Annotated in this window: 19 protein-coding genes and 1 pseudogene; 8 read left to right on the top strand and 12 right to left on the bottom strand. The window is 69.3% G+C overall.

Annotated features, from left to right (window positions below; translation table 11 throughout):
- The first annotated feature begins 581 nt into the window (after positions 1–581).
- Both ACFW2Y_RS26950 and ACFW2Y_RS26945 read left to right on the top strand, forming a co-directional pair.
- Positions 582–1,358: a hypothetical protein gene (locus tag ACFW2Y_RS26950; protein ID WP_384884342.1), complete on the top strand. Its 777-nt coding sequence runs from the start codon at positions 582–584 to the stop codon at positions 1,356–1,358.
- A gap of 103 nt (positions 1,359–1,461) precedes the next feature.
- Entirely contained in the window at positions 1,462–1,905 is a 444-nt protein-coding gene (locus ACFW2Y_RS26945; RefSeq protein ID WP_384884339.1) for a nuclear transport factor 2 family protein, read from the top strand.
- Positions 1,906–1,941: 36 nt separating this feature from the next.
- Here ACFW2Y_RS26945 and ACFW2Y_RS26940 read toward each other — a convergent pair whose 3' ends face one another.
- Positions 1,942–2,847, bottom strand: a complete 906-nt coding sequence (locus ACFW2Y_RS26940; RefSeq protein WP_384884336.1) for a Gfo/Idh/MocA family protein — start codon at positions 2,845–2,847, stop codon at positions 1,942–1,944.
- Positions 2,848–3,005: 158 nt separating this feature from the next.
- Complete coding sequence (locus tag ACFW2Y_RS26935) at positions 3,006–4,229, bottom strand: FAD-dependent monooxygenase (RefSeq protein WP_384884334.1); 1,224 nt, start codon at positions 4,227–4,229, stop codon at positions 3,006–3,008.
- 103 nt (positions 4,230–4,332) lie between these two features.
- Between ACFW2Y_RS26935 and ACFW2Y_RS26930 the strand changes: the two genes are divergently transcribed.
- The 3 genes from ACFW2Y_RS26930 to ACFW2Y_RS26920 all read left to right on the top strand — a co-directional run bounded on the left by ACFW2Y_RS26930 (position 4,333) and on the right by ACFW2Y_RS26920 (position 6,198).
- The gene (locus ACFW2Y_RS26930; RefSeq protein ID WP_384884331.1) at positions 4,333–4,950 is read left to right on the top strand and encodes a TetR/AcrR family transcriptional regulator; all 618 of its coding nucleotides are present in this window, start codon (positions 4,333–4,335) and stop codon (positions 4,948–4,950) included.
- 92 nt (positions 4,951–5,042) lie between these two features.
- Complete coding sequence (locus tag ACFW2Y_RS26925) at positions 5,043–5,579, top strand: DinB family protein (RefSeq protein ID WP_384884328.1); 537 nt, start codon at positions 5,043–5,045, stop codon at positions 5,577–5,579.
- 127 nt (positions 5,580–5,706) lie between these two features.
- Positions 5,707–6,198, top strand: coding sequence for a hypothetical protein (locus ACFW2Y_RS26920; protein ID WP_384884326.1), 492 nt, complete (start codon positions 5,707–5,709; stop codon positions 6,196–6,198).
- A gap of 26 nt (positions 6,199–6,224) precedes the next feature.
- Here the strand turns inward: ACFW2Y_RS26920 and ACFW2Y_RS26915 are convergent, their stop codons facing one another.
- From ACFW2Y_RS26915 to ACFW2Y_RS26875, 9 genes are all read right to left on the bottom strand, one after another.
- Entirely contained in the window at positions 6,225–6,662 is a 438-nt protein-coding gene (locus ACFW2Y_RS26915; protein WP_384884323.1) for a hypothetical protein, read from the bottom strand.
- Positions 6,663–6,768: 106 nt separating this feature from the next.
- Positions 6,769–7,452 carry a uracil-DNA glycosylase gene (ung, locus tag ACFW2Y_RS26910; protein WP_384884320.1) on the bottom strand — a complete coding sequence of 228 codons (684 nt, stop codon included), beginning with the start codon at positions 7,450–7,452 and terminating at the stop codon, positions 6,769–6,771.
- Positions 7,453–7,543: 91 nt separating this feature from the next.
- A complete protein-coding gene (locus ACFW2Y_RS26905; RefSeq protein ID WP_384884317.1) occupies positions 7,544–9,121 on the bottom strand; it encodes an ABC transporter substrate-binding protein in 1,578 nt (525 codons plus the stop codon).
- Positions 9,122–9,269: 148 nt separating this feature from the next.
- Positions 9,270–10,037 (bottom strand): SDR family oxidoreductase, encoded by a 768-nt coding sequence (locus ACFW2Y_RS26900; RefSeq protein WP_384884315.1) that lies wholly within the window; start codon positions 10,035–10,037, stop codon positions 9,270–9,272.
- A gap of 27 nt (positions 10,038–10,064) precedes the next feature.
- Positions 10,065–10,826, bottom strand: a complete 762-nt coding sequence (fabG, locus tag ACFW2Y_RS26895; RefSeq protein WP_384884312.1) for a 3-oxoacyl-ACP reductase FabG — start codon at positions 10,824–10,826, stop codon at positions 10,065–10,067.
- A gap of 169 nt (positions 10,827–10,995) precedes the next feature.
- Positions 10,996–11,379, bottom strand: a complete 384-nt coding sequence (locus ACFW2Y_RS26890; protein WP_384884309.1) for a DUF3037 domain-containing protein — start codon at positions 11,377–11,379, stop codon at positions 10,996–10,998.
- Positions 11,376–12,221: a HipA family kinase gene (locus ACFW2Y_RS26885; protein WP_384884306.1), complete on the bottom strand. Its 846-nt coding sequence runs from the start codon at positions 12,219–12,221 to the stop codon at positions 11,376–11,378. Before ACFW2Y_RS26885 ends, ACFW2Y_RS26890 begins: the two co-directional genes overlap by 4 nt.
- A 110-nt stretch (positions 12,222–12,331) precedes the next feature.
- On the bottom strand, positions 12,332–13,567 hold the full coding sequence (locus tag ACFW2Y_RS26880; protein WP_384884304.1) for a tyrosine-type recombinase/integrase: 1,236 nt from the start codon (positions 13,565–13,567) through the stop codon (positions 12,332–12,334).
- Positions 13,568–13,615: 48 nt separating this feature from the next.
- Complete coding sequence (locus tag ACFW2Y_RS26875) at positions 13,616–13,921, bottom strand: helix-turn-helix domain-containing protein (protein ID WP_367457233.1); 306 nt, start codon at positions 13,919–13,921, stop codon at positions 13,616–13,618.
- A 244-nt stretch (positions 13,922–14,165) separates the two neighbouring features.
- Here ACFW2Y_RS26875 and ACFW2Y_RS26870 point away from each other — a divergent pair, with 244 nt between their 5' ends.
- The 3 genes from ACFW2Y_RS26870 to ACFW2Y_RS26860 all read left to right on the top strand — a co-directional run bounded on the left by ACFW2Y_RS26870 (position 14,166) and on the right by ACFW2Y_RS26860 (position 17,196).
- Positions 14,166–14,681 (top strand): winged helix-turn-helix domain-containing protein, encoded by a 516-nt coding sequence (locus tag ACFW2Y_RS26870; protein WP_384884300.1) that lies wholly within the window; start codon positions 14,166–14,168, stop codon positions 14,679–14,681.
- Positions 14,621–15,241 (top strand): IS630 family transposase, encoded by a 621-nt coding sequence (locus ACFW2Y_RS26865; RefSeq protein ID WP_384884297.1) that lies wholly within the window; start codon positions 14,621–14,623, stop codon positions 15,239–15,241. Before ACFW2Y_RS26870 ends, ACFW2Y_RS26865 begins: the two co-directional genes overlap by 61 nt.
- Positions 15,242–15,873: 632 nt before the next feature.
- On the top strand, positions 15,874–17,196 hold the full coding sequence (locus tag ACFW2Y_RS26860) for a hypothetical protein (protein ID WP_384884294.1): 1,323 nt from the start codon (positions 15,874–15,876) through the stop codon (positions 17,194–17,196).
- Between the two features lie 67 nt (positions 17,197–17,263).
- Here ACFW2Y_RS26860 and ACFW2Y_RS26855 read toward each other — a convergent pair.
- Positions 17,264–17,474: pseudogene (locus tag ACFW2Y_RS26855) on the bottom strand (hypothetical protein); the annotation flags it as partial.

The raw sequence follows: 17,474 nt of genomic DNA, 5'->3' as shown, positions 1-17,474 counted from the left end.
CGTCATCCGTCAGAACCACGTCAACCGTCGGTCGACCCATGCGTGCCATGAGCCCAGCATACTTCTATAGCTCTTCTAAGACTCAGGACACTAGGCGGTCCGTTGCGGAAGTCCTTGGAGGGGGGCGGTGATGATGCGGTGTCGGGGACGCCGCGGTCAACCGGTCGGCGGCCTTCCGCCCACGGTGGGAGGAGCCGTGGTCCGCGGTCCGGAACACGCGCTCGGCGCCGGCACGGGGATCGCGGGACACGGCCCGGGCGACCGGGTTCATGAACGGGCCGATGCCGGTGGTCGGTTCGCACCGGCCGAAGACCCCGGCACGGTGGGCGTCGTGGCCGGCCGGACGGTGCCCGGGACTTCCCGCTCCCGGCAACGAGCGCGGCAGCGTCCTGCCGGGCACGCGCGTGGTGGCCCGCCGGGTGCCGGAAGAGGATGGGACGCCGTGAAGGGGGAACGGGCCGGGAAGGGACGTGTCGATGGGTTCGGAAGCCAGACCGACGGTGCCTTCGCTGATCGTGCGGGACGGAGGCGTCAGCGTCCGGCTCCGCGGGGACGGCGTCCGGTGGCAGGAGGCCAGGACCGTGACCCGCATCCCGTACGAGGCTGTTGACGAGGTGGCCGTCGTCCCCGGGAGGGCACCGTGGGTGCGGCTGCGGATCACCCTTCGACCGTCCGCCACGGAACACCGCGGACCCTACGAGTTGCCCTGCCGCGCTCGACACGGCCGTCCCTTCGCGACGGCTCTGGAACGCCTGGTGCGCGAGTCCGGCACGGCACGCCGGGCACACCGCGCACGGCGGCCTGCCACCGTCACCGTGGAGCCGGTGCGTTCGCTGCCCCTGCACGAGCGCCACTCCCCGGTCCGACTGGCGTTCTCCGCCCTGCTGACGACGAACCTGATCGCTTCGCTCGCCCTCCTCGTTCTGGGCCACCCCCTGCGCGCGGCCGGAGTCTGGGCCTCCGTCGCGGCCTGGGCCGTGGTCATCCCCATCGCGCCGCTCCTCGGCTCCGGACTCGCCGGCGCACGGGATCCCTGGACCCGCGGGATCCGGGTCGAGGCCCGGTACGTCGGCAGGGACGTCGCGCACACCGGCAGCGGCCCCTGGCCGGAGTTCGTCTACGAGTTCACCGACCCCGACGGCGTCCGCAGGGAGCACGCACTGCGACCCTCGGGTCGCTTCGCCAAGCCGCGTCCGACACGCACCCTCTGGTTCGTCCCGGACGACGAGACCAGCCACACCCTGGGCGACCCGTTCACCGCCCTGTTCATCAGCGTCGTGGCGGCGGGCGCGCTCCTCCTCCTCGGCGGCATCGCCCTGTGCCTCATGCCCGGGCTGCTCATCGGCGCACTCGGCTGACGCGCACGTACGAACCGGTGCGGGCACAAACGAGGTGGCCGACCTCACCCCCTGGTGCCGCACGCCCCTTGGCCCCGGGCACCGGCTGTCCGACACTGAGCCGATGACTCAGCGCGTGGACCTCGCGACCGTGATGGACCGAATCGCCCTCGACGACCTGATCACCGGCTATGCGACAGCCGTGGACGACGGCGACTGGAGCACCTACCGGGCCCTGTTCGCCCCGGACGGCAGAGCCGACTACCGCAGCGCGGGCGGGATCGAGGGGCCCGCCACCGAGGTGGCCGACTGGCTCGCCGAAACGATGCCCCTGTTCCCGGTGCGCCAACACCTCATCGTGAACCGGCGGGTCCGGCTGCGGGACGCCGGTGCGTATCGGGAACCCGGCGACCGGGCGGAGGTCGATGCCGACTACGTCAACCCGATGCGGCTCGCCTCGGGCGAGGACTTCGTCTGTGGCGGGCGGTACTCCTTTGCGGCGCGGCGCACCGCGGACGGTTGGCGGCTCGCGTCCGTCGTCGTCGAGGAGCGGTGGCGCCGCGGCTGACGGGCCGTCGGGCCGGTTCCGGGCGTCCCTCCCGTTTCAGGACGCCTGGGCCAGGGCCTCCCGAACGACGCGCTCGCACAGTTCGTGGGTGAGGAGGGCGTCGCGGGCGCTGAGCACCCGACCTTCCCGCACCGAGTCGAGGAAGGACAAGACCGCCTGCTCGATGCCGCGCTGCCGGGCCACGGGGACCCAGTCGCCGCGGCGGCGCACGGTCGGCTGCCCCTTGTGGTCGATGACCTCGGAGAGGTTGAGGACCTGGCGCTTGGTGTCCTGTCCGGACACCTCCAGGACCTCTTCGGCGGAACCGTTCATCCGGTTCATCATGCCGATGGCGGTGAAGCCGTCACCTGACAGCTGGAGCACCACGTGGTGCATCAGCCCCTCTCGGATCCGGGCCCGCACGTCGATGTGCTCGACCTCGCCCGGCAGCAGGAAGCGCAGGGTGTCGACGACGTGGATGAAGTCGTCGAGGACCAGGGTGCGGGGGTCCTCGGGCAGGCCGATGCGGTTCTTCTGCAGGAGGATCAGGTCACGGGGGTGGTCGAGGCACTGGGCGTAACTCGGGGCGAGGCGACGGTTGAAGCCGACGGCGAGTCCGACCGAGCGCTTCTCGGCCAGCTCCACGATCTGCTCGGACTCGGCGTATTCGTACGCGAGCGGTTTGTCGACGTAGGTGGGGACGCCGGCTTCGAGGAGCCGCGCCGCGATCTCGGCGTGGGCGGAGGTGGGGGCGTGGACGAAGGCCGCGTCGAGTCCGACGGCGAGCAGCGAGTCGAGGTCGCCGTGGCGCCGGTCGGCGGGCAGGTGGAGGGCGTCGGCCACTCGCTCCAGGGTCGTCGCGGTACGGGTCTGGAGGTGCAGTTCGACCCCGGGAAGGGTGCCGAGGACGGGCAGGTAGGCCTTCTGCGCAATGTCTCCGAGTCCGATGCAGCCAACCTTCACGGGTTCTCCCTCGTCGTCGTTCCCCGGTCCGAAGCGCCCTGGCCCTGCGGACCGTTCGCGCTGGTCAGCTTACGCGGACGGGCCCTTCCTCCCGCCCCTGCGGGTCGGTGCACGGCAGTGGCTCGGGCCGGGGCGCTCCGGTTCCGGTCCTTCTTCCTTCATGCGGGCCCGGCGGTGTCCTCGGTGGAGCGGTACGGGGTGGGCGGACGCCAGTCACAGATGCCGTCGAAGCCGCGCAGGACGAGACCCGGGCCGAAGCGGGAAGCGGTGTGGACGAGCGCGGAGCGGAGGGCGACCGCGGGACGGGCGGAGAGCATGGTGACCGCACCGGTGCGGGCGGCCTTGCGGACCATGGCGGTGGTGCGCGGCAGTCGGTCGGCGGTGTACGCGGGGAGGGCTCGACCGGGGAGGAAGTCGGGGGCGGATCCGGCGCGGTGGGCGAGGACCACGGCGTCCTCGACGGCCTGGTTCCCGCCCTGGCCGAGGCTCGGCATCATCGCGTGGGCGGCGTCGCCGAGGAGCGCGACCCTGCCCCGGTGGAAGTCGGGCAGCGGGTCGGGCATGTGATGGACGTCGTGCCGCAGGATCCGGTCGGCGGCGAGGCCCGCGAGGATCTCGGGAACGGGATGGTGCCAGCCTCCGAACAGGCGCAGCAGTTCGGCCTTCTCGTCGTCGGGTGCACGGTCTCCGGCGGGGGCCACGGCCATGGCGTACGCGTAGACCCGACCGTCCTTGAGGGGGTGGCTGCCCCACAGCTTGCCGGCGCCCCAGGTCTCGTGCGGGACGAAGGGCCGTGTGGGGGCGGGCACGACCGCGCGCCAGCCGGTGCTGCCCGAGTAACGGGGGCCGGGGTGGTCGGGGAAGAGGGTTCGTCGGGTCGCCGAGTGGATGCCGTCGGCTGCGACGACGAGTTCGGCCTCCCGTTCGGTCGCGCCTGCGCCATCGGTGTCCGTGACGGCCAGGCGGGCGGGGCGCCGGTCGTCTCCGGGGTCGGTGACGGCAACGGCGGTACGGGTGCGGACCGCCCCCTCGGGGAGGGCCGAGGTGAGGATCTCGATCAGGGTGGCGCGGTGGAGGAGGACGAGGGGGCCGCCGAAGCGGGCGGCGGCGGCATCGGCATGCGTGCGGGCGAGCCAGCGCCCGGCAGGTGTGCGCACGCCGCCGTCGCCCTGCCAGGCGGCGAGCTCGCGGACGCGGTCGCCGAGGCCGATGGCGTCGAGGGCGCGCTGAGCGTTGGGGGCGAGGCTGATGCCCGCTCCCACCGGGGCGAGATCGGTGGCGCGTTCGAGGACGGTGGTGTGCCAGCCCCGCCGGTGCAGTGCGACGGCGGCGGTGAGTCCTCCGATGCCCGCTCCGATGATGACGGCACGGTGCTGTTCCATGACTGCTCCTCGACCCAGGTGACTACAGATGTAGTGAGTCCGACGCCAGGACCGTACTACAGAAGTAGTGGCCCGAGTGGAACCCGGTAGTAAGTTGTCCCCCATGACCCCAGCCACCGCCGGGAGCGCGACCCCGGTGCCCCCCGCCTCCCGCGCCGAGCGGATCGGCGACGCCACCCTCGACCTCCTCGTCGAACGCGGGATGCGCGGCCTCACCCACCGCGCCGTGGACGAGCGGGCGGGACTGCCCCAGGGCTCGACGTCCAATCACGCCCGCACCCGCCAGGCCCTCCTGGAATCGGCCGTGCGACGCCAGGTGCAGCGGGAGGTCGAGGTCCTCGCCCCGATGGAGCTGCCGGGCCCCGACGGGGGCGCCGACGCGCTCGTCGATGCGCTCGCCCTCGCCCTGCACCGCTACCTCACCGACCATCGCTCCCTGCTGGTCTCGCGCTACGAGCTGGCCCTCGAAGCCACCCGCCGCCCCGAGCTCCGAAGCTTCTTCGACACGGCCGGCTCGACCTTCCGCGTCCCGCTGGTCGCCCTGATGACGGCGGCCGGCTCACCGGAGCCCGAACGGCACGCACTCTCCCTGATCGCCTGGTGCGAGGGGCTGATGTTCTCCTGCGCGGCGGGCTCCTTCCACGCGACCGTCCCGAGCCGCACGGAACTACGCACCGGCTTCGACGAGTTGCTCCGCGGCATGCTCGGCAGTCGTTCCTGAGGCGAGCTCCAAAGGCGCCGGCACCAGAGGTCCCACCCCCATGCTCAGGGTCCCGGAAACCCACTGGCGCGGGTCCGTGATCATGAGGGACGATGCCGCCCATGACCACGGAACACATCGAAGACACCCCGCGCGTCGACCCGTCCACCACCTCGGGCGAGCGGGAGGCACTGGAGCAGTGGCTCGACTTCCACCGTGCGACCCTGGCACGGAAGTGCGAGGGGCTCGACGACACCCAGCTGCGCACCCCGTCCGCACCTCCTTCGGACCTCACCCTCCTCGGGTTGGTGCGCCACATGGCCGAGGTCGAACGCGGCTGGTTCCGCCACACCCTGGCCGGCGAAGACGTCACGTGGATCTACGCGACCGAAGAGGACTACGACCGGGACATCCACGTCACCGACGAAGACACCTACGAGGAGGCCCATGCCAGCTGGCAGGCCGAGATCGCACGGGCACGTGCCCTGGCGGCGGGCCACGACCTGGACGACCTGGGCGTGGGCAAGCGCCGCAACGGAAAGACGTACAACCTGCGCTGGATCTACCTCCACATGATCGAGGAGTACGCCCGCCACAACGGCCACGCGGACCTCATCCGCGAGCGGATCGACGGCGCGACCGGCCACTGACCGGCCCCGGGGGAAAGGCGGGGCCTGCCGAGCCGGTCAAGAACGGCCCCCGGGCGACTCACCCGTGTGGGGCATTCCCGATCGGTAGGGGTGCGAAGATCACCTGCGGACCAGCAGAGTGGCGCGAGTGCATCGAACCCGAACCACAGTGAAGATCCTGGTCGGAGCGGCAGTCGCCGCCCTTGCGGGCTGCGTGTCGGTGGAAGCGCCGCCGACGGCTCCGGCCGTCGCGCCCGCTCCCGCGGTGGACGCCGCCGGCCCGGCCCAGGACGTGGCACCACAGATCGTCGAGGGCCCCGCCCGCGAGGCACTCGAAGCGGCGCTCCCCGACCCCCCGCCCTCCACCGTCCCCCGTACGACACCTCCCACGGCACAGCAGCGGCGAACGGCCCCCCGGCCCCGCCCGGAGGAGGCCCCGCACTCCGACTCCGCGCCCCGCCGGCACGAGCGCTCCCACCCCCCGGCCCGACCCGCAGTGCCCGAGCCGGCGGAGCTCAAGAAACTGTCGAAGGCCCCGCCGGTCTCCCGGTCCGAGGTCTGCGACCTGGGCGAGCGGTACGGAGGATGGGCACCGGGCAGCGACCCCTCCCGGATCTGTCACGGGACGTACGGCCGGTGAGCCGGTCCCGGAAAGGCCCGGCGCCGTCACTCGCCCCGGAGGCGTAGCTCCAGACGCTCGATCGCAGCCCGCACGCCCTTCCCGTAGCCGTCGTCGTCGAGTCGCTCCGCAGCCGCGCGGGCCCGGTCCAGATGGACCCGCGCGGCATCGTGCTGCTGGAGCTTGACGTAGTCGGCCGCCAGGTTCAGATGGAGCGAGGGGTACAGCGCCCTCAGGGCAACCGCCGAGTCGTGTGCGGCGAGCCGCTCCTCGGCGAGGCCCTCGGCTGCGCCCAGGGCCCGCAGGTCCCAGGCGAGCTCCGTATCGGGATCGTCCTGGGCGTCCGCCATGTAGTGGGCCAGGGTGCAGCGGTGCAGGGGGTCCCCGTCCGGGCCGATCTGCTGCCACAGCAGCCCGAAGCGGTTGCGGGCCTCCTCACGGTCACCGCCGTGGAGCAGCATCATGGCCTGCCCGATCTTGGTCATGATCCCGTCGTCCGACACCCGATGTTGCCCGGTCACCGCGACCTCCACCCGCTCGCCCACTGGGAGTGACGACGCTAGCCGCACCCGGCCCGGATCGCCCCGAGGCTCAGCCGAGGTTCGGGATGCGCCAGTCGATCGGCTCGTGCCCCTGGGCGGCGAGGGCCGCGTCGATCTGGGAGAAGGGGCGGGACCCGAAGAACTTCTTCGCCGACAGCGGCGAGGGGTGGGCCCCCTTCACCACGACGTGCCGCTCCTCGTCGATGAGCGGCAGCTTCTTCTGGGCGTAGTTGCCCCACAGGACGAAGACCGCGGGGTCGGGGCGCGAGGCCACGGCAGTGATCACGGCGTCCGTGAACTTCTCCCAGCCCTTGCCCTTGTGCGAGTTCGCCTCGCCGGAGCGGACCGTGAGCACGGCGTTGAGGAGGAGGACGCCCTGCTCGGCCCACGGCATCAGATAGCCGTTGTCCGGGACGGGGTGGCCGAGCTCGGCGTGCATCTCCTTGTAGATGTTCCGCAGGGAGGGCGGGGTCTTCACGCCCGGGCGGACCGAGAAGCAGAGCCCGTGCCCCTGCCCCTCGCCGTGATAGGGGTCCTGACCGAGGATCAGGACCTTCACCTTGTCGTACGGGGTGGCGTCGAGGGCTGCGAAGACCTCGCCCTTCGGAGGGAAGACCGGCCCCCTGGCGCGCTCCTCCTCGACGAACTCGACGAGCTGGGCGAAGTACGGCTTCTGCAGCTCCTCGCCGAGGACACCCCGCCAGGACTCGGGCAGCATGCTGGTGTCGGTCACGGTCACAACCTCCGGTGGACGTTCCTGTCTACGTCCGAGAACCTACCGGGGGCCACTGACAGCGACCCCCGGTAGGTCCTGAGCGAAGCTCCTACCAGCTGGCCCGGCGGCTCAGCTCCCACATCTGCATGACCGTCTGCGGGTCGAGGGCGCGCTCACCGCCACCGATGTCCTCGCCGGCCGCGATGTACAGCTTGCCCTGCCACAGGGGCAGCAGCCGCACGTCCTGCACCAGGATCTCCTGGGCCTCCACGAACTCGTCCGTGACGGTGCCCCGGTCGCTCTCGCGCCGCGACTTGGGCAGCAGCTCGTTGGTGATCCGGGAGTTCAGGTAGGGCGTGCCGAGGACGTTCTCCTTGCCCACGAAGGGGGCGACGAAGTTGTCCGGGTCCGGGAAGTCGGGGAACCAACCGCGGCCGAAGACCGGGTACTCGCCCTTCTGGTAGCCCGCCTGGAACTCCTTCCAGGGCTTCCCGTGCAGAGTCACCTGGAAGAGGCCGGACTCCTCGAGCTGCCGCTTGATCTCGGCGAACTCATTGGCCGTGGAGGAGCCGTACCGGTCCGTGGCGTACCAGAAGTCGAGCTCCACGGGCTCGGTGATGTCGGCGTCGCGGAGGATCTCCTCCGCCTTCTTCACGCTGGGGGCACCGAAGCGGTCGAAGAACTTGGTGGTGTGGGCGGCAATGCCCTTGGGGACCATCGAGTACAGGGGCTCGGCGGTGCCCTGGTAGACCTTGTTGACCAGTTCGTCGCGGTCCACGAGCTGGGCGATGGCCCGGCGGACGGGAAGCTTGGCGATGGTCGGGTCCTGAGCGTTGAAGACCAGGTAGCGGATGTCGGCACCGGTCGACTCGACGAGCTGGAGGCCCTTGTTCTCGGGCTTGTCCTCCTGGAGGTTGACGACCTCCTCGGCGGTGAGGCCGCGGTAGGTGACGTCGATCTCCTTCTTCCTCAGCGCGGCGACCATGGCATCGGAGTCGTCGAAGTAGCGGATCGTGACTCCGCCGTTCTTCCGGTCGGCGAAGCCCTTGTAGGTGGGGTTCTTGGTGAGCTCCGCTTCCTTGCGCTCGGTGTACGAGTCGAGGACGTACGGCCCGGAGCCCGTGAGCTTGCCGTCGGTGCGGAGCTTGTCGGCCGGGTACTCGGCCGGGTCCACCAGCGACATCGCGGGGGTGGCCAGGACGAAGGGGAAGGTCGCGTCCGACTTGTTGAGCCGGAAGACGACGGTGCGGTCACCGACGGTCTCGATCTTGCTGAGCGAACCCAGCATCCCGTTGGGACCGCCCTTGTGGTCGATCGTGCGGATGCGCTCGATCGAGTACTGCACGGCCTTCGCGTCCAGCTTGTGGCCGTTGGAGAAGGTGAGCCCCTCCACGAGCTTGCACTCGAAGACCCGACTGGAAGTGTCCGTGAACTTGCAGTCCGCGGCATCCGACTTCGGGGTCGTACTGCCCGTCGGGAAACTCACCAGCGTCTGGAAGACATTCCGGAAGAGCTCCCAGGAATTGTCCCAGGCCGCGGCCGGATCAAGCGTGGTGGGAGAACTCGTCGTACCGACGACGATCCTCTGCTCCCCGGCGGATTCGTTGTCCGAAAAGACACCGCAGCCGGTCACCAGGGATATGGACACAAGGGCTGCAGCGGCCTGCAGACTGGTCCGGTTGAACACGTGCACGCTCCTCGTTCAGCCATGGGTCGGCCGACGATACCGCAGCACCCCGTCAGGTCAATGTTTGAGCCCGACGGGGCACTTGAGGCATTCAACGTATAACCGGTGCCAATCCGGACACCGATTCTGGAAAGTGTCCGATTATCGGTCAGCCAACCCCGGCGTTCAGGAAAATGCCGCCGTCGACGACGAGCGTCTGGCCGGTGATCCACTCCGACTGGGACGAGGTGAGGAAGGCCGCCGCGCCACCGATGTCCGAGGGCTCGCCGAGCCGCCCCAGCGGATAGGCCGCAGCCGCCTCCGCCTCGCGCCCCTCATAGAGCGCCTGCGCGAATTTCGTCTTCACGACGGCCGGAGCGATCGCATTGACCCGCACGACCGGCGCGTATTCGTGCGCCAACTGCAGGGTCAAATTGATCATCGCGGCCTTGCTCATGCCGTACGCGCCGATGAAGGGCGAGGCGGAGACTCCGGCGATCGAGGCGATGTTCACGATCGCACCGCCGTGCTCCTTCTGCCAGGCGTGCCAACTGCGCTGGGCGAAACCGAGCGCGGAGATGACGTTGGTCTCGAAGACCTTGCGGGCCACTCCGAGGTCCAGGTCCGCGAGGGGACCGAAGACGGGGTTCGTCCCGGCGTTGTTCACCAGGAAGTCCAGACGGCCGAAGCCGTCCATCGCCGCCTCGACGGCAGTGGCCTGGTGGGCCTCGTCGTGCGCCTTGCCGGGCACGCCGATCGCCCGGTCGGCCCCGAGGCGCTCCACGGCCTCCTTCAGGGCCTCCTCGCCGCGTCCGGTGATGACGACCCGGTCACCGCGGGCGACCAGCGCCTCGGCGATGCCGTAGCCGATGCCCCGGCTCGCGCCGGTGACGAGGGCGACCCTGCCGGACGGCTCCGGTCGTTCCTGTGCACTCATGAGCGTCTCCTCCTCCTCGTCCCGTCGTCAGTTGAGCGGGCCGCCGGCCACGTACATGACCTGGCCCGAGACGAAGCCCGCGTCGTCGCCGGTGAAGAAGGCGATCGCACCGGCCACGTCCTCGGGACGGCCGACACGCTGCACCGGGATCATGGAGGCGGCAGCCGCCTGGAACTCCTCGAAGCCCATGCCCACCCGCTCGGCGGTCTGCGCGGTCATCTCGGTGACGATGAAGCCGGGGGCGACCGCGTTGGCCGTGATGCCGAACTTGCCGAGCTCCTTGGCGAGCGTCTTGGTGAAGCCCTGCAGGCCCGCCTTGACGGCCGAGTAGTTGGCCTGGCCCCGGTTGCCGAGCGCCGAGGAGGACGAGAGGGAGACGATCCGGCCGAAGCCCGCGTCCACCATGTGCTTCTGGACGGCCTTCGCCATCAGGAAGGCACCCTTGAGGTGGACGTTCATGACGGTGTCCCAGTCGGACTCGGACATCTTGAAGAGCAGGTTGTCGCGGAGCACGCCCGCGTTGTTCACGAGGATGGTCGGCGCACCGAGCTCGGCGGCGACCCGCGCGACCGCGGCCTCCACCTGCGCGCCGTCCGAGACGTCGCAGCCGACCGCGAGCGCGGTGCCGCCCGCGGCGGTGATCTTCTCGACGGTGTCCTTGCACGCAGCCTCGTCGAGGTCGAGTACGGCGACGGCGCGGCCCTCGGCCGCGAGGCGGAGCGCGGTGGCCGCCCCGATGCCCCGGGCGGCACCCGTGACGATGGCTACGCGCTGCTCGGTGGTGGACATGCTTGTTTCTCCTCGCCCTTGGAACGTCCCTGGTCGCGGCCGGACCGGTCGTCCGCTCCTGCGTGCCACACATGAGCGACCGCTTAGTATCGTCCGCAGACGAGACGCTAGAAGTCCTGGCACCCGGTGTCAACGGCCCACCGGGTGCGCCCCGTCACTCCGTCGTGACCTAGCGGACGAGCAGATCGAGCAGGCGCTCCACCTCGGTCTCGGGATCGGCGGTGAGACCGGTGTGGACGGGCCCCGGCTGCACCACCGTGGAACGGGGCGCGATCAACCAGCGGAAGCGGCGCCCCGCGTCATCGCGAGCGGCCTGGCCCGCGGCCTCGCCGCCCAGACAGACCCCTTCCACGGCGCGCAGCGCGGCCCGGACACCGGCCACGTCGGCCGCCGGGTCCAATGCCGCCAGCTTGGCCTCGTCCAGGTGCGTACGAGCCGCCACGAAGGACCTCGCGCGGCAGTAGACCACCACTCCCGCGTTGAAGCACTCGCCGCGCTCGACGCGGGGCACCACGCGCAGCAGCGCGTACTCGAAGACATCGCGGTCGGTCACGTGGTGCTGTCCTTCTCGGTGGAGTGCGTCCGGGGCGCGAGGCGCTCGGCGAGCCAGCCGGGCGGCTGCTGGGGGCGGCGCTCGGTGCGCGGCCCCAGCGTGATCCGCTCGTGGATGGTGGCGGCACGCGGCAGCAGGGCGCCGACGTAGGCGGCACGCACGGCGTCCGGGCCGTCGAAGCCCGGTTCGTCGACGAGCCACTCGTCGGGAACGTCGGCGGCGACCTCCTCCAGGAGTTCGCGGGTGACGAGCGGCGCGAGCTCGGCGGCTGCGGCGGCGACGTCCGGGCCGAAGGGGGCGAGCACATGGTCGGAGGCGTCGTACGGCTTCGCGGCGGAGGCCTGGGCTCCCGGCCAGTTGTGGTGCCAGATCATGGTGGCGCCGTGGTCGATCAGCCACAGGTCACCGTGCCAGACGAGCATGTTCGGGTTGCGCCAGGACCGGTCGACGTTGTTGATCACCGCGTCGAACCAGACGACCCTTCCGGCCTCCTGCGGATCGACCTCGTACGCGAGCGGGTCGAAGCCCAGCGAGCCGGGCAGGAAGTCCATGCCCAGGTTGAGCCCGCCGCTCGCCTTGAGCAGTTCCTGGACTTCCTGGTCGGGTTCGGAGAGTCCGATGACCGGGTCGAGCTGGAGGGTGACGAGTTCCGGCACCCGCAGGCCGAGCTTGCGGGCCAATTGCCCGCAGATGACTTCGGCCACCAAGGTCTTGCGCCCCTGGCCCGCACCGGTGAATTTCATGACGTACGTGCCGAGATCGTCGGCCTCGACGATCCCTGGGAGCGATCCACCCTCCCGCAGGGGCGTGACATAGCGGGTCGCTACGACCTCTTGCAACACTTTCCCAGGCCACCCATCTCTTCAACCTTGCAATCCACGGAAGGCTTATCCGGAGCATAGAGGCCGGGAACACGGGTCGATAGCGCTGGGGAGAATCTGGGGAGTTTCGGCTAGCAAGCTGATCTCCCGCGCTCCCCAAGCAGACCGTCGATGGTGCCGCGCCCCTTGCTGCCAGCCTCCGGCATGAAGTGAGCATAGTAACCGAGAGTGATCGCAGGCGAGGAGTGTCCAAGCCACCGAGCCAGGGTCACAACGGACTCTCCGGCTTCCAACATGATCGAGGCGTAGGTGTGCCGAAGCACATGGAAGCCGTCCTTCGGGGCCGCCGCCCACTGCCAGGCTTTCGCCCCCTCAGCGCGCGGCGGGATGACGCCCGCTTTGGCCAAGGCGGGCTTCCAGGTGTAGGTGTTCCATGTGTTCACCGCGATGGCGTTGCCGAAGCGCGTGGTGAGCAGCAGGGAGAACTTCTTCCTCTCCCCCTCCGGCTTGCCCCACGGCAACTCCACTTCTACCGGCGGGAACACTTCAATGTGACGCTTGAGTTCCTCGGCTACCGAAGGGGGCAGATCCACCGTGCGGATCTTCTTCCCCTTCGGCAGGGCGAAGTACAGCCTTCCGTGAATCGCCTGTACTTGGCGCCGAACGTGCAGCAGGCCGCGCCCGTAGTCGATGTCCTCCGGACTGAGCCCGAAGACTTCTCCCTGGCGGAGTCCGCACCCCAGGCCGACTACGACGGCGATCCTGTTCCGCTCGCTGATGGCATCGCGGACGCGCAGGGCCGTGTCCATCGGCCACGCGTCGCGCCGCTCCCGTGGCGACTTGGGCCACCGCACGGATTTCGCGTGCATAGGGTTGCGCGCGAGGCGCTTGTCGTCGACGGCCGCTTCCAGGATGGAGGAAAGCTCGGACAGGATGCCGCGCTGGTAGTCGACTGACGAGACTGTCGACTCCAGCTTGGTTATGAACGCGCGCAGATCCGTTGCGGCGATGCTCCTGAGCGGAAGCTGGCCCAGGTGCGGGACGATATGGAGACGCCACCTACGCTCCTGACTGTCCTGGGTTTTCGGAGCACCGCCTCGCCCTGGTGCCCAGTGCGTCGCGATGTAGTCGGCCAGCGTGATGGACCCGTCGCGCGGGTCTACGAACTCGCCTCGCTCCTCGTCCGTGGCCGCCCGGCGAAGCCACGCCTTGGCATCCTCCAGCACATCAAAAGATCGGTCTCGCACCCCAGGTATGCCAGCGACCTTGTACCGCTTGCCTTTACCGTAGCGAGCGGTCTTCTCCCTTCTCCCGGTGACCGGATCCTTTTTCTTCTTGAGCCAACGATCCTCGATATAGCCGGCCAAAAAGGTCTCCTTTCAAGAGGATGCGAACGTCCGACCACGTTCGTTGTGTCAAGCGCCGGGGTTCCGACGTTGCTGCGGAGCCGCGCTCAGTGGGTTCAAGGCAGGGTTAGAGCGAGAGTCTGCGCGTTCCTGCTCATGGATCCAGGCGTCGAGAGCTGTCCGCCGATACATGACCCGACCCCGAGGGCCCATGCGGAAGCTTGGCGGCCCCTGCCGTCGGTGCCGCCATACATAAAGCGTGTGCGGTGATATGCCGAGGTACGCAGCGGCGTCCTTTACGTTGAGAAAGCCAGCGCGTACAGCGATAGCGGGGTCGGGCAAAGCTGAGGGAGCAAGCAGCGATCGTGCAGGCATAGAGCGCTTCCTGTGAGGGACAGAAGAGAACGGGCTCAGACAGCCCGCGTCCACGACGACTCCACCGCCAAGCACAGTCGAATGCGAACACCTGAATGATCCTGACAATCGCCGGTTTGGCTAACCGGCGATCGTCGGCTATGTTCCGCGCGCCCCGCCGATGAGCTCGCAGTACCTCGGATGGTTGCCGCTGAGGTTGAAAGGGTGGGGTGACAGCTGGCGTTGGCGGTGCTACATCCTCGTCATGAGGTACGCGGATGGCGGCGGTCTGACCGCCGCGGGGCGGGCGAAGCGTGAAGTGGTGCGCTTCGAGGCCGCGGAGATGTTCGGGCAGGGGCTGCGGCCGCTGGAGGTGGCCCGCAGGTTACGGGTGTCGCGGAAGTCGGCGTACGCCTGGCATGCAACCTGGCGGGACGGCGGCAAGTCGGCCCTGTCTTCCAAGGGGCCTGGCGGCTTTCCGTGTCGGCTCAGCGATGACCAGACCGTGCGGTTGCAGGCCGAGTTGGAGGCCGGCCCGGCCGCGCACGGCTGGTGCGAGGACCAGCGGTGGACCCTGGCCAGGATCGCGGAACTGATCCATCGCCTGTTCGGCTGCCGGTACACCCCGCGCGGGGTGTCGTATCTGCTGCACCGGCTGGGCTGGTCACCACAGGTCCCCGCCCACCGGGCCGTCGAACGCGACGAGCAGGCCGTAGAGCGGTGGCGGACGGAGCAGTGGTCACGGGTAAGAGGACGGCCCAGCTCCTGGGCGCGTGGATAGTTTTCGAGGACGAGGCCGGCCAGGACTTGAAGCCCGGCAAAGGGCGGACATGGTCGCGGCGGGGCAGGACGCCGCTGGTCAGGGTGACGGGCAAGGGATCGGGCCGGGTCCTGATGGCCGGGATGATCTGCGTCAGGCCGGGCCGCGAGACCAGGCTGATCTACCGGACCCAGACGTACCGGGGCCGTACCGGTGAGAAGAAGGGCTTCCGGGCCCGCGAGTTCTCAGACCTGCTGACCTCCGCCCGTCGGCAGCTCGGCGGTGCCCCGCTGATCGTGGTGTGGGACAACGCCAGCACCCATCACGCCAAGGCCCTGCGGGAGTTCTGCGACCGCAACAGCGACTGGCTCACCATCGTCAAGCTGCCTCCGTACGCACCCGACCTGAACCCGGTCGAGGGTGTCTGGGCCCGCCTGAAGAAGTCCCTGGCCAACCTCACACCCCGCACGATCGACGACCTCACCCCGCTCGTGAAGAAGCGCCTGCGCGGCATCCAACGGAGACCCGAGATCCTCGACGGCTTCATCGCCGAGACCGGACTCAGGCTGGAACCTCCGTAGCCCTGTCACCCCACCCTTTCAACCTCAGCGTCAGTAAGGCAACTGGTACGAGCTCAGGGCCGGTGAGGCACCGTCTGCAACGAGCACCAGCAAACCGTCAGCTACTAGGCGATCCAGATTTCGCGCTACGCGGCGCTCGGGAACATTCACAGCCCGGGCCACGTGCCTCCTCGTGGCCCGGGTGCTCCGAAATATGCACGAGAACGGCGCGGTCGCGACCCCAGACACGCGGAACTCCTACACAGGAACCACTCCAGGCTGCCAATCGCACAAGCCTGGGATTGCAATCTCCCCCTCCATTCCTGCCGAGCACCTCCACGTCCGCCTTGGCGTTTTCGGCATGTTGTACGTTGACATGCTCCCGCCCTAGGTTCCAGTCTCTTGCCGTCAATCCTCGTCTGCCGTAAGCGAATGCCCGCTACCACCCCGCCGGGAAGTCGGCCACTTTGGGCGCGATAAGAATTCCCCGCAAATGAGCATGCGGGGGGCACCGGTCGCGATCCGCAGTCGCTGTCCGCTTTTGCTGTAATGCGGACCGGACGAGGGACTGGTCCAGGGCCAGCCGGGAGGAAGCGCCGAACGTTCGGGAAAATCCCCACATCCTCGCCTGCGGATGCGCCATGATCACGGGCATGCATCCTCGTGACGAAGAGATATGGCGGGCGATCGACCAGGGCCGCCGGCCGATCGACTGGGAGGCGTGGTTCGGTTGCCCGGAGGGTGCCGGCTACCTCTCCCCCGCAGGTCATCAGGTGACCGCACGCGCCGTGGCCGGACTCACCGCGTTCTTCAACAGCCGCTGGCTGCCCAAGGCCGTGATCCCCTCCCCCGCCCCGGGGCGGGCCAGCGACACCTTCGTCGGTCTCGGCCGACACGCCCCGGTGCTCCAGTTCATGAACGGAGCCGCCCCGGGAGCATGGGTGGAAGCAGTGCGGTGGTGGGCCGCATACGCCTATCTGGAGGAAGCCGCGGTGCCGGGCATTGCCTCGGTCAAGCGGGATGCACGCTGCGACGTCACCCTGTCCCGGTTCCTGCATTCCCAGACACAGGCCCGGCTCGCGCTCATGGGGGCGGCCCACGGACTCGGGGTCGAGCTGGAGCCGGCAAAGGCCAGTGGCGGCCCCGGCGATGTTCGTATCGGCCCCGTCTTCATCGAGGTCGTCACCTTCGCCGAAGATCAGAAGTTCCAGGACTACGAAAGGTTCCGCGAGAACGTCCGGACTCACCTCTTCGCCCTGGACAGGGGCCGTGACATCTACTGGGAAGGTGACCTTCCCGAACTCCTCAGCGGCGGCGACTTCGAAACCTGGAAGAAGCGGACCGAGGAGGCCGCCCAACAGTGCGCGGCCTTGGAGACCGCGGTCGATGTCCTCAGCAGCGCCGGGAGGCGGCTGACCGTCCACCCCGGCACGGCTCCCCAGGGCACCACCCTGACCGGGGACACCGTGGAGAGCGACCAGGGCAGGCGGCTCCTAAGCAAGGTGCACGGCAAGTGCGCCAAAACGGCGGGGGCAGGCACCGCCTGGATTTGGGTGGAGGACCACAGCGGTCTCTTCCACTTCCCGACGCCCTTCGCCGAGATGTCGCTCGCCGCCAAGGCCGATGCGCTCGCGGACCTGTTGGGGCCGCTCCTAGCGGAGTACGTCCACGTCGCCGGGATCGTCGTCTCGAACGCGGCCCGCCGACGCCTGCCGCTTCCGCCGAACGAGGACGCGCTCCGCCCCGCCGCACAGGGCTTCCGGCGGGGACTGCCCCTCGACCGGATCCGGGAAACGATCGTGATCCCCCGACGAATCCTTCTGCCTGAACAGACCAGCCTGATCGCCCGAATGTGCGACGCCGAAGCTAATGCGCTCGACTGGGCTCTGGGGAAGCTCGGTGTTCCCCACGGTGTCGCATCGCTGCTGGCCGACTCCTCGACGCCGCAGCGGGTCTCCCCTCTGTGGACACCGTGAGCTTGCCGAGGCGGTAAGACGGCGTGGAGGCGCCGTGCTTGAGTCCGGTGAGGGTGGGACGGTAAGGCTAGATCGTAAACTCCTCGTGCGGGATGGCCCGATCCTGGACGGCCTCGAACGAGGCGATCACCATCTTGACCGTGACCGAGTCCTCGTTGAACTCGTGTCCCGCCCACTCGCCATCCAGGGCTTGATCAAGTTCCCTGGGTGTCCGGGTTGTTGGTGATGCCCAGGAGGGGGAGGGCTCGTTCGGGCTGGTCGCGGATTGCGCGGGTGGT

This window comes from Streptomyces sp. NPDC058877 (assembly GCF_042742855.1).
Taxonomy (GTDB): Bacteria; Actinomycetota; Actinomycetes; order Streptomycetales; family Streptomycetaceae; genus Streptomyces.
This window is presented reverse-complemented; position numbering and strand designations above follow the sequence as displayed.

Excerpts from the sequence above, each read along its gene's own strand:
- ACFW2Y_RS26870 (WP_384884300.1), top strand. The coding sequence starts at position 14,166 with ATGAGGTACGCGGATGGCGGCGGTCTGACCGCCGCGGGGCGGGCGAAG.
- ACFW2Y_RS26935 (WP_384884334.1), bottom strand. The coding sequence starts at position 4,229 with ATGGAACAGCACCGTGCCGTCATCATCGGAGCGGGCATCGGAGGACTC.
- ACFW2Y_RS26875 (WP_367457233.1), bottom strand. The coding sequence starts at position 13,921 with ATGCCTGCACGATCGCTGCTTGCTCCCTCAGCTTTGCCCGACCCCGCT.
- ACFW2Y_RS26860 (WP_384884294.1), top strand. The coding sequence starts at position 15,874 with ATGCATCCTCGTGACGAAGAGATATGGCGGGCGATCGACCAGGGCCGC.
- ACFW2Y_RS26925 (WP_384884328.1), top strand. The coding sequence starts at position 5,043 with ATGCCGCCCATGACCACGGAACACATCGAAGACACCCCGCGCGTCGAC.
- ACFW2Y_RS26930 (WP_384884331.1), top strand. The coding sequence starts at position 4,333 with ATGACCCCAGCCACCGCCGGGAGCGCGACCCCGGTGCCCCCCGCCTCC.
- ACFW2Y_RS26900 (WP_384884315.1), bottom strand. The coding sequence starts at position 10,037 with ATGAGTGCACAGGAACGACCGGAGCCGTCCGGCAGGGTCGCCCTCGTC.
- ACFW2Y_RS26945 (WP_384884339.1), top strand. The coding sequence starts at position 1,462 with ATGACTCAGCGCGTGGACCTCGCGACCGTGATGGACCGAATCGCCCTC.
- ACFW2Y_RS26915 (WP_384884323.1), bottom strand. The coding sequence starts at position 6,662 with ATGACCAAGATCGGGCAGGCCATGATGCTGCTCCACGGCGGTGACCGT.
- fabG (WP_384884312.1), bottom strand. The coding sequence starts at position 10,826 with ATGTCCACCACCGAGCAGCGCGTAGCCATCGTCACGGGTGCCGCCCGG.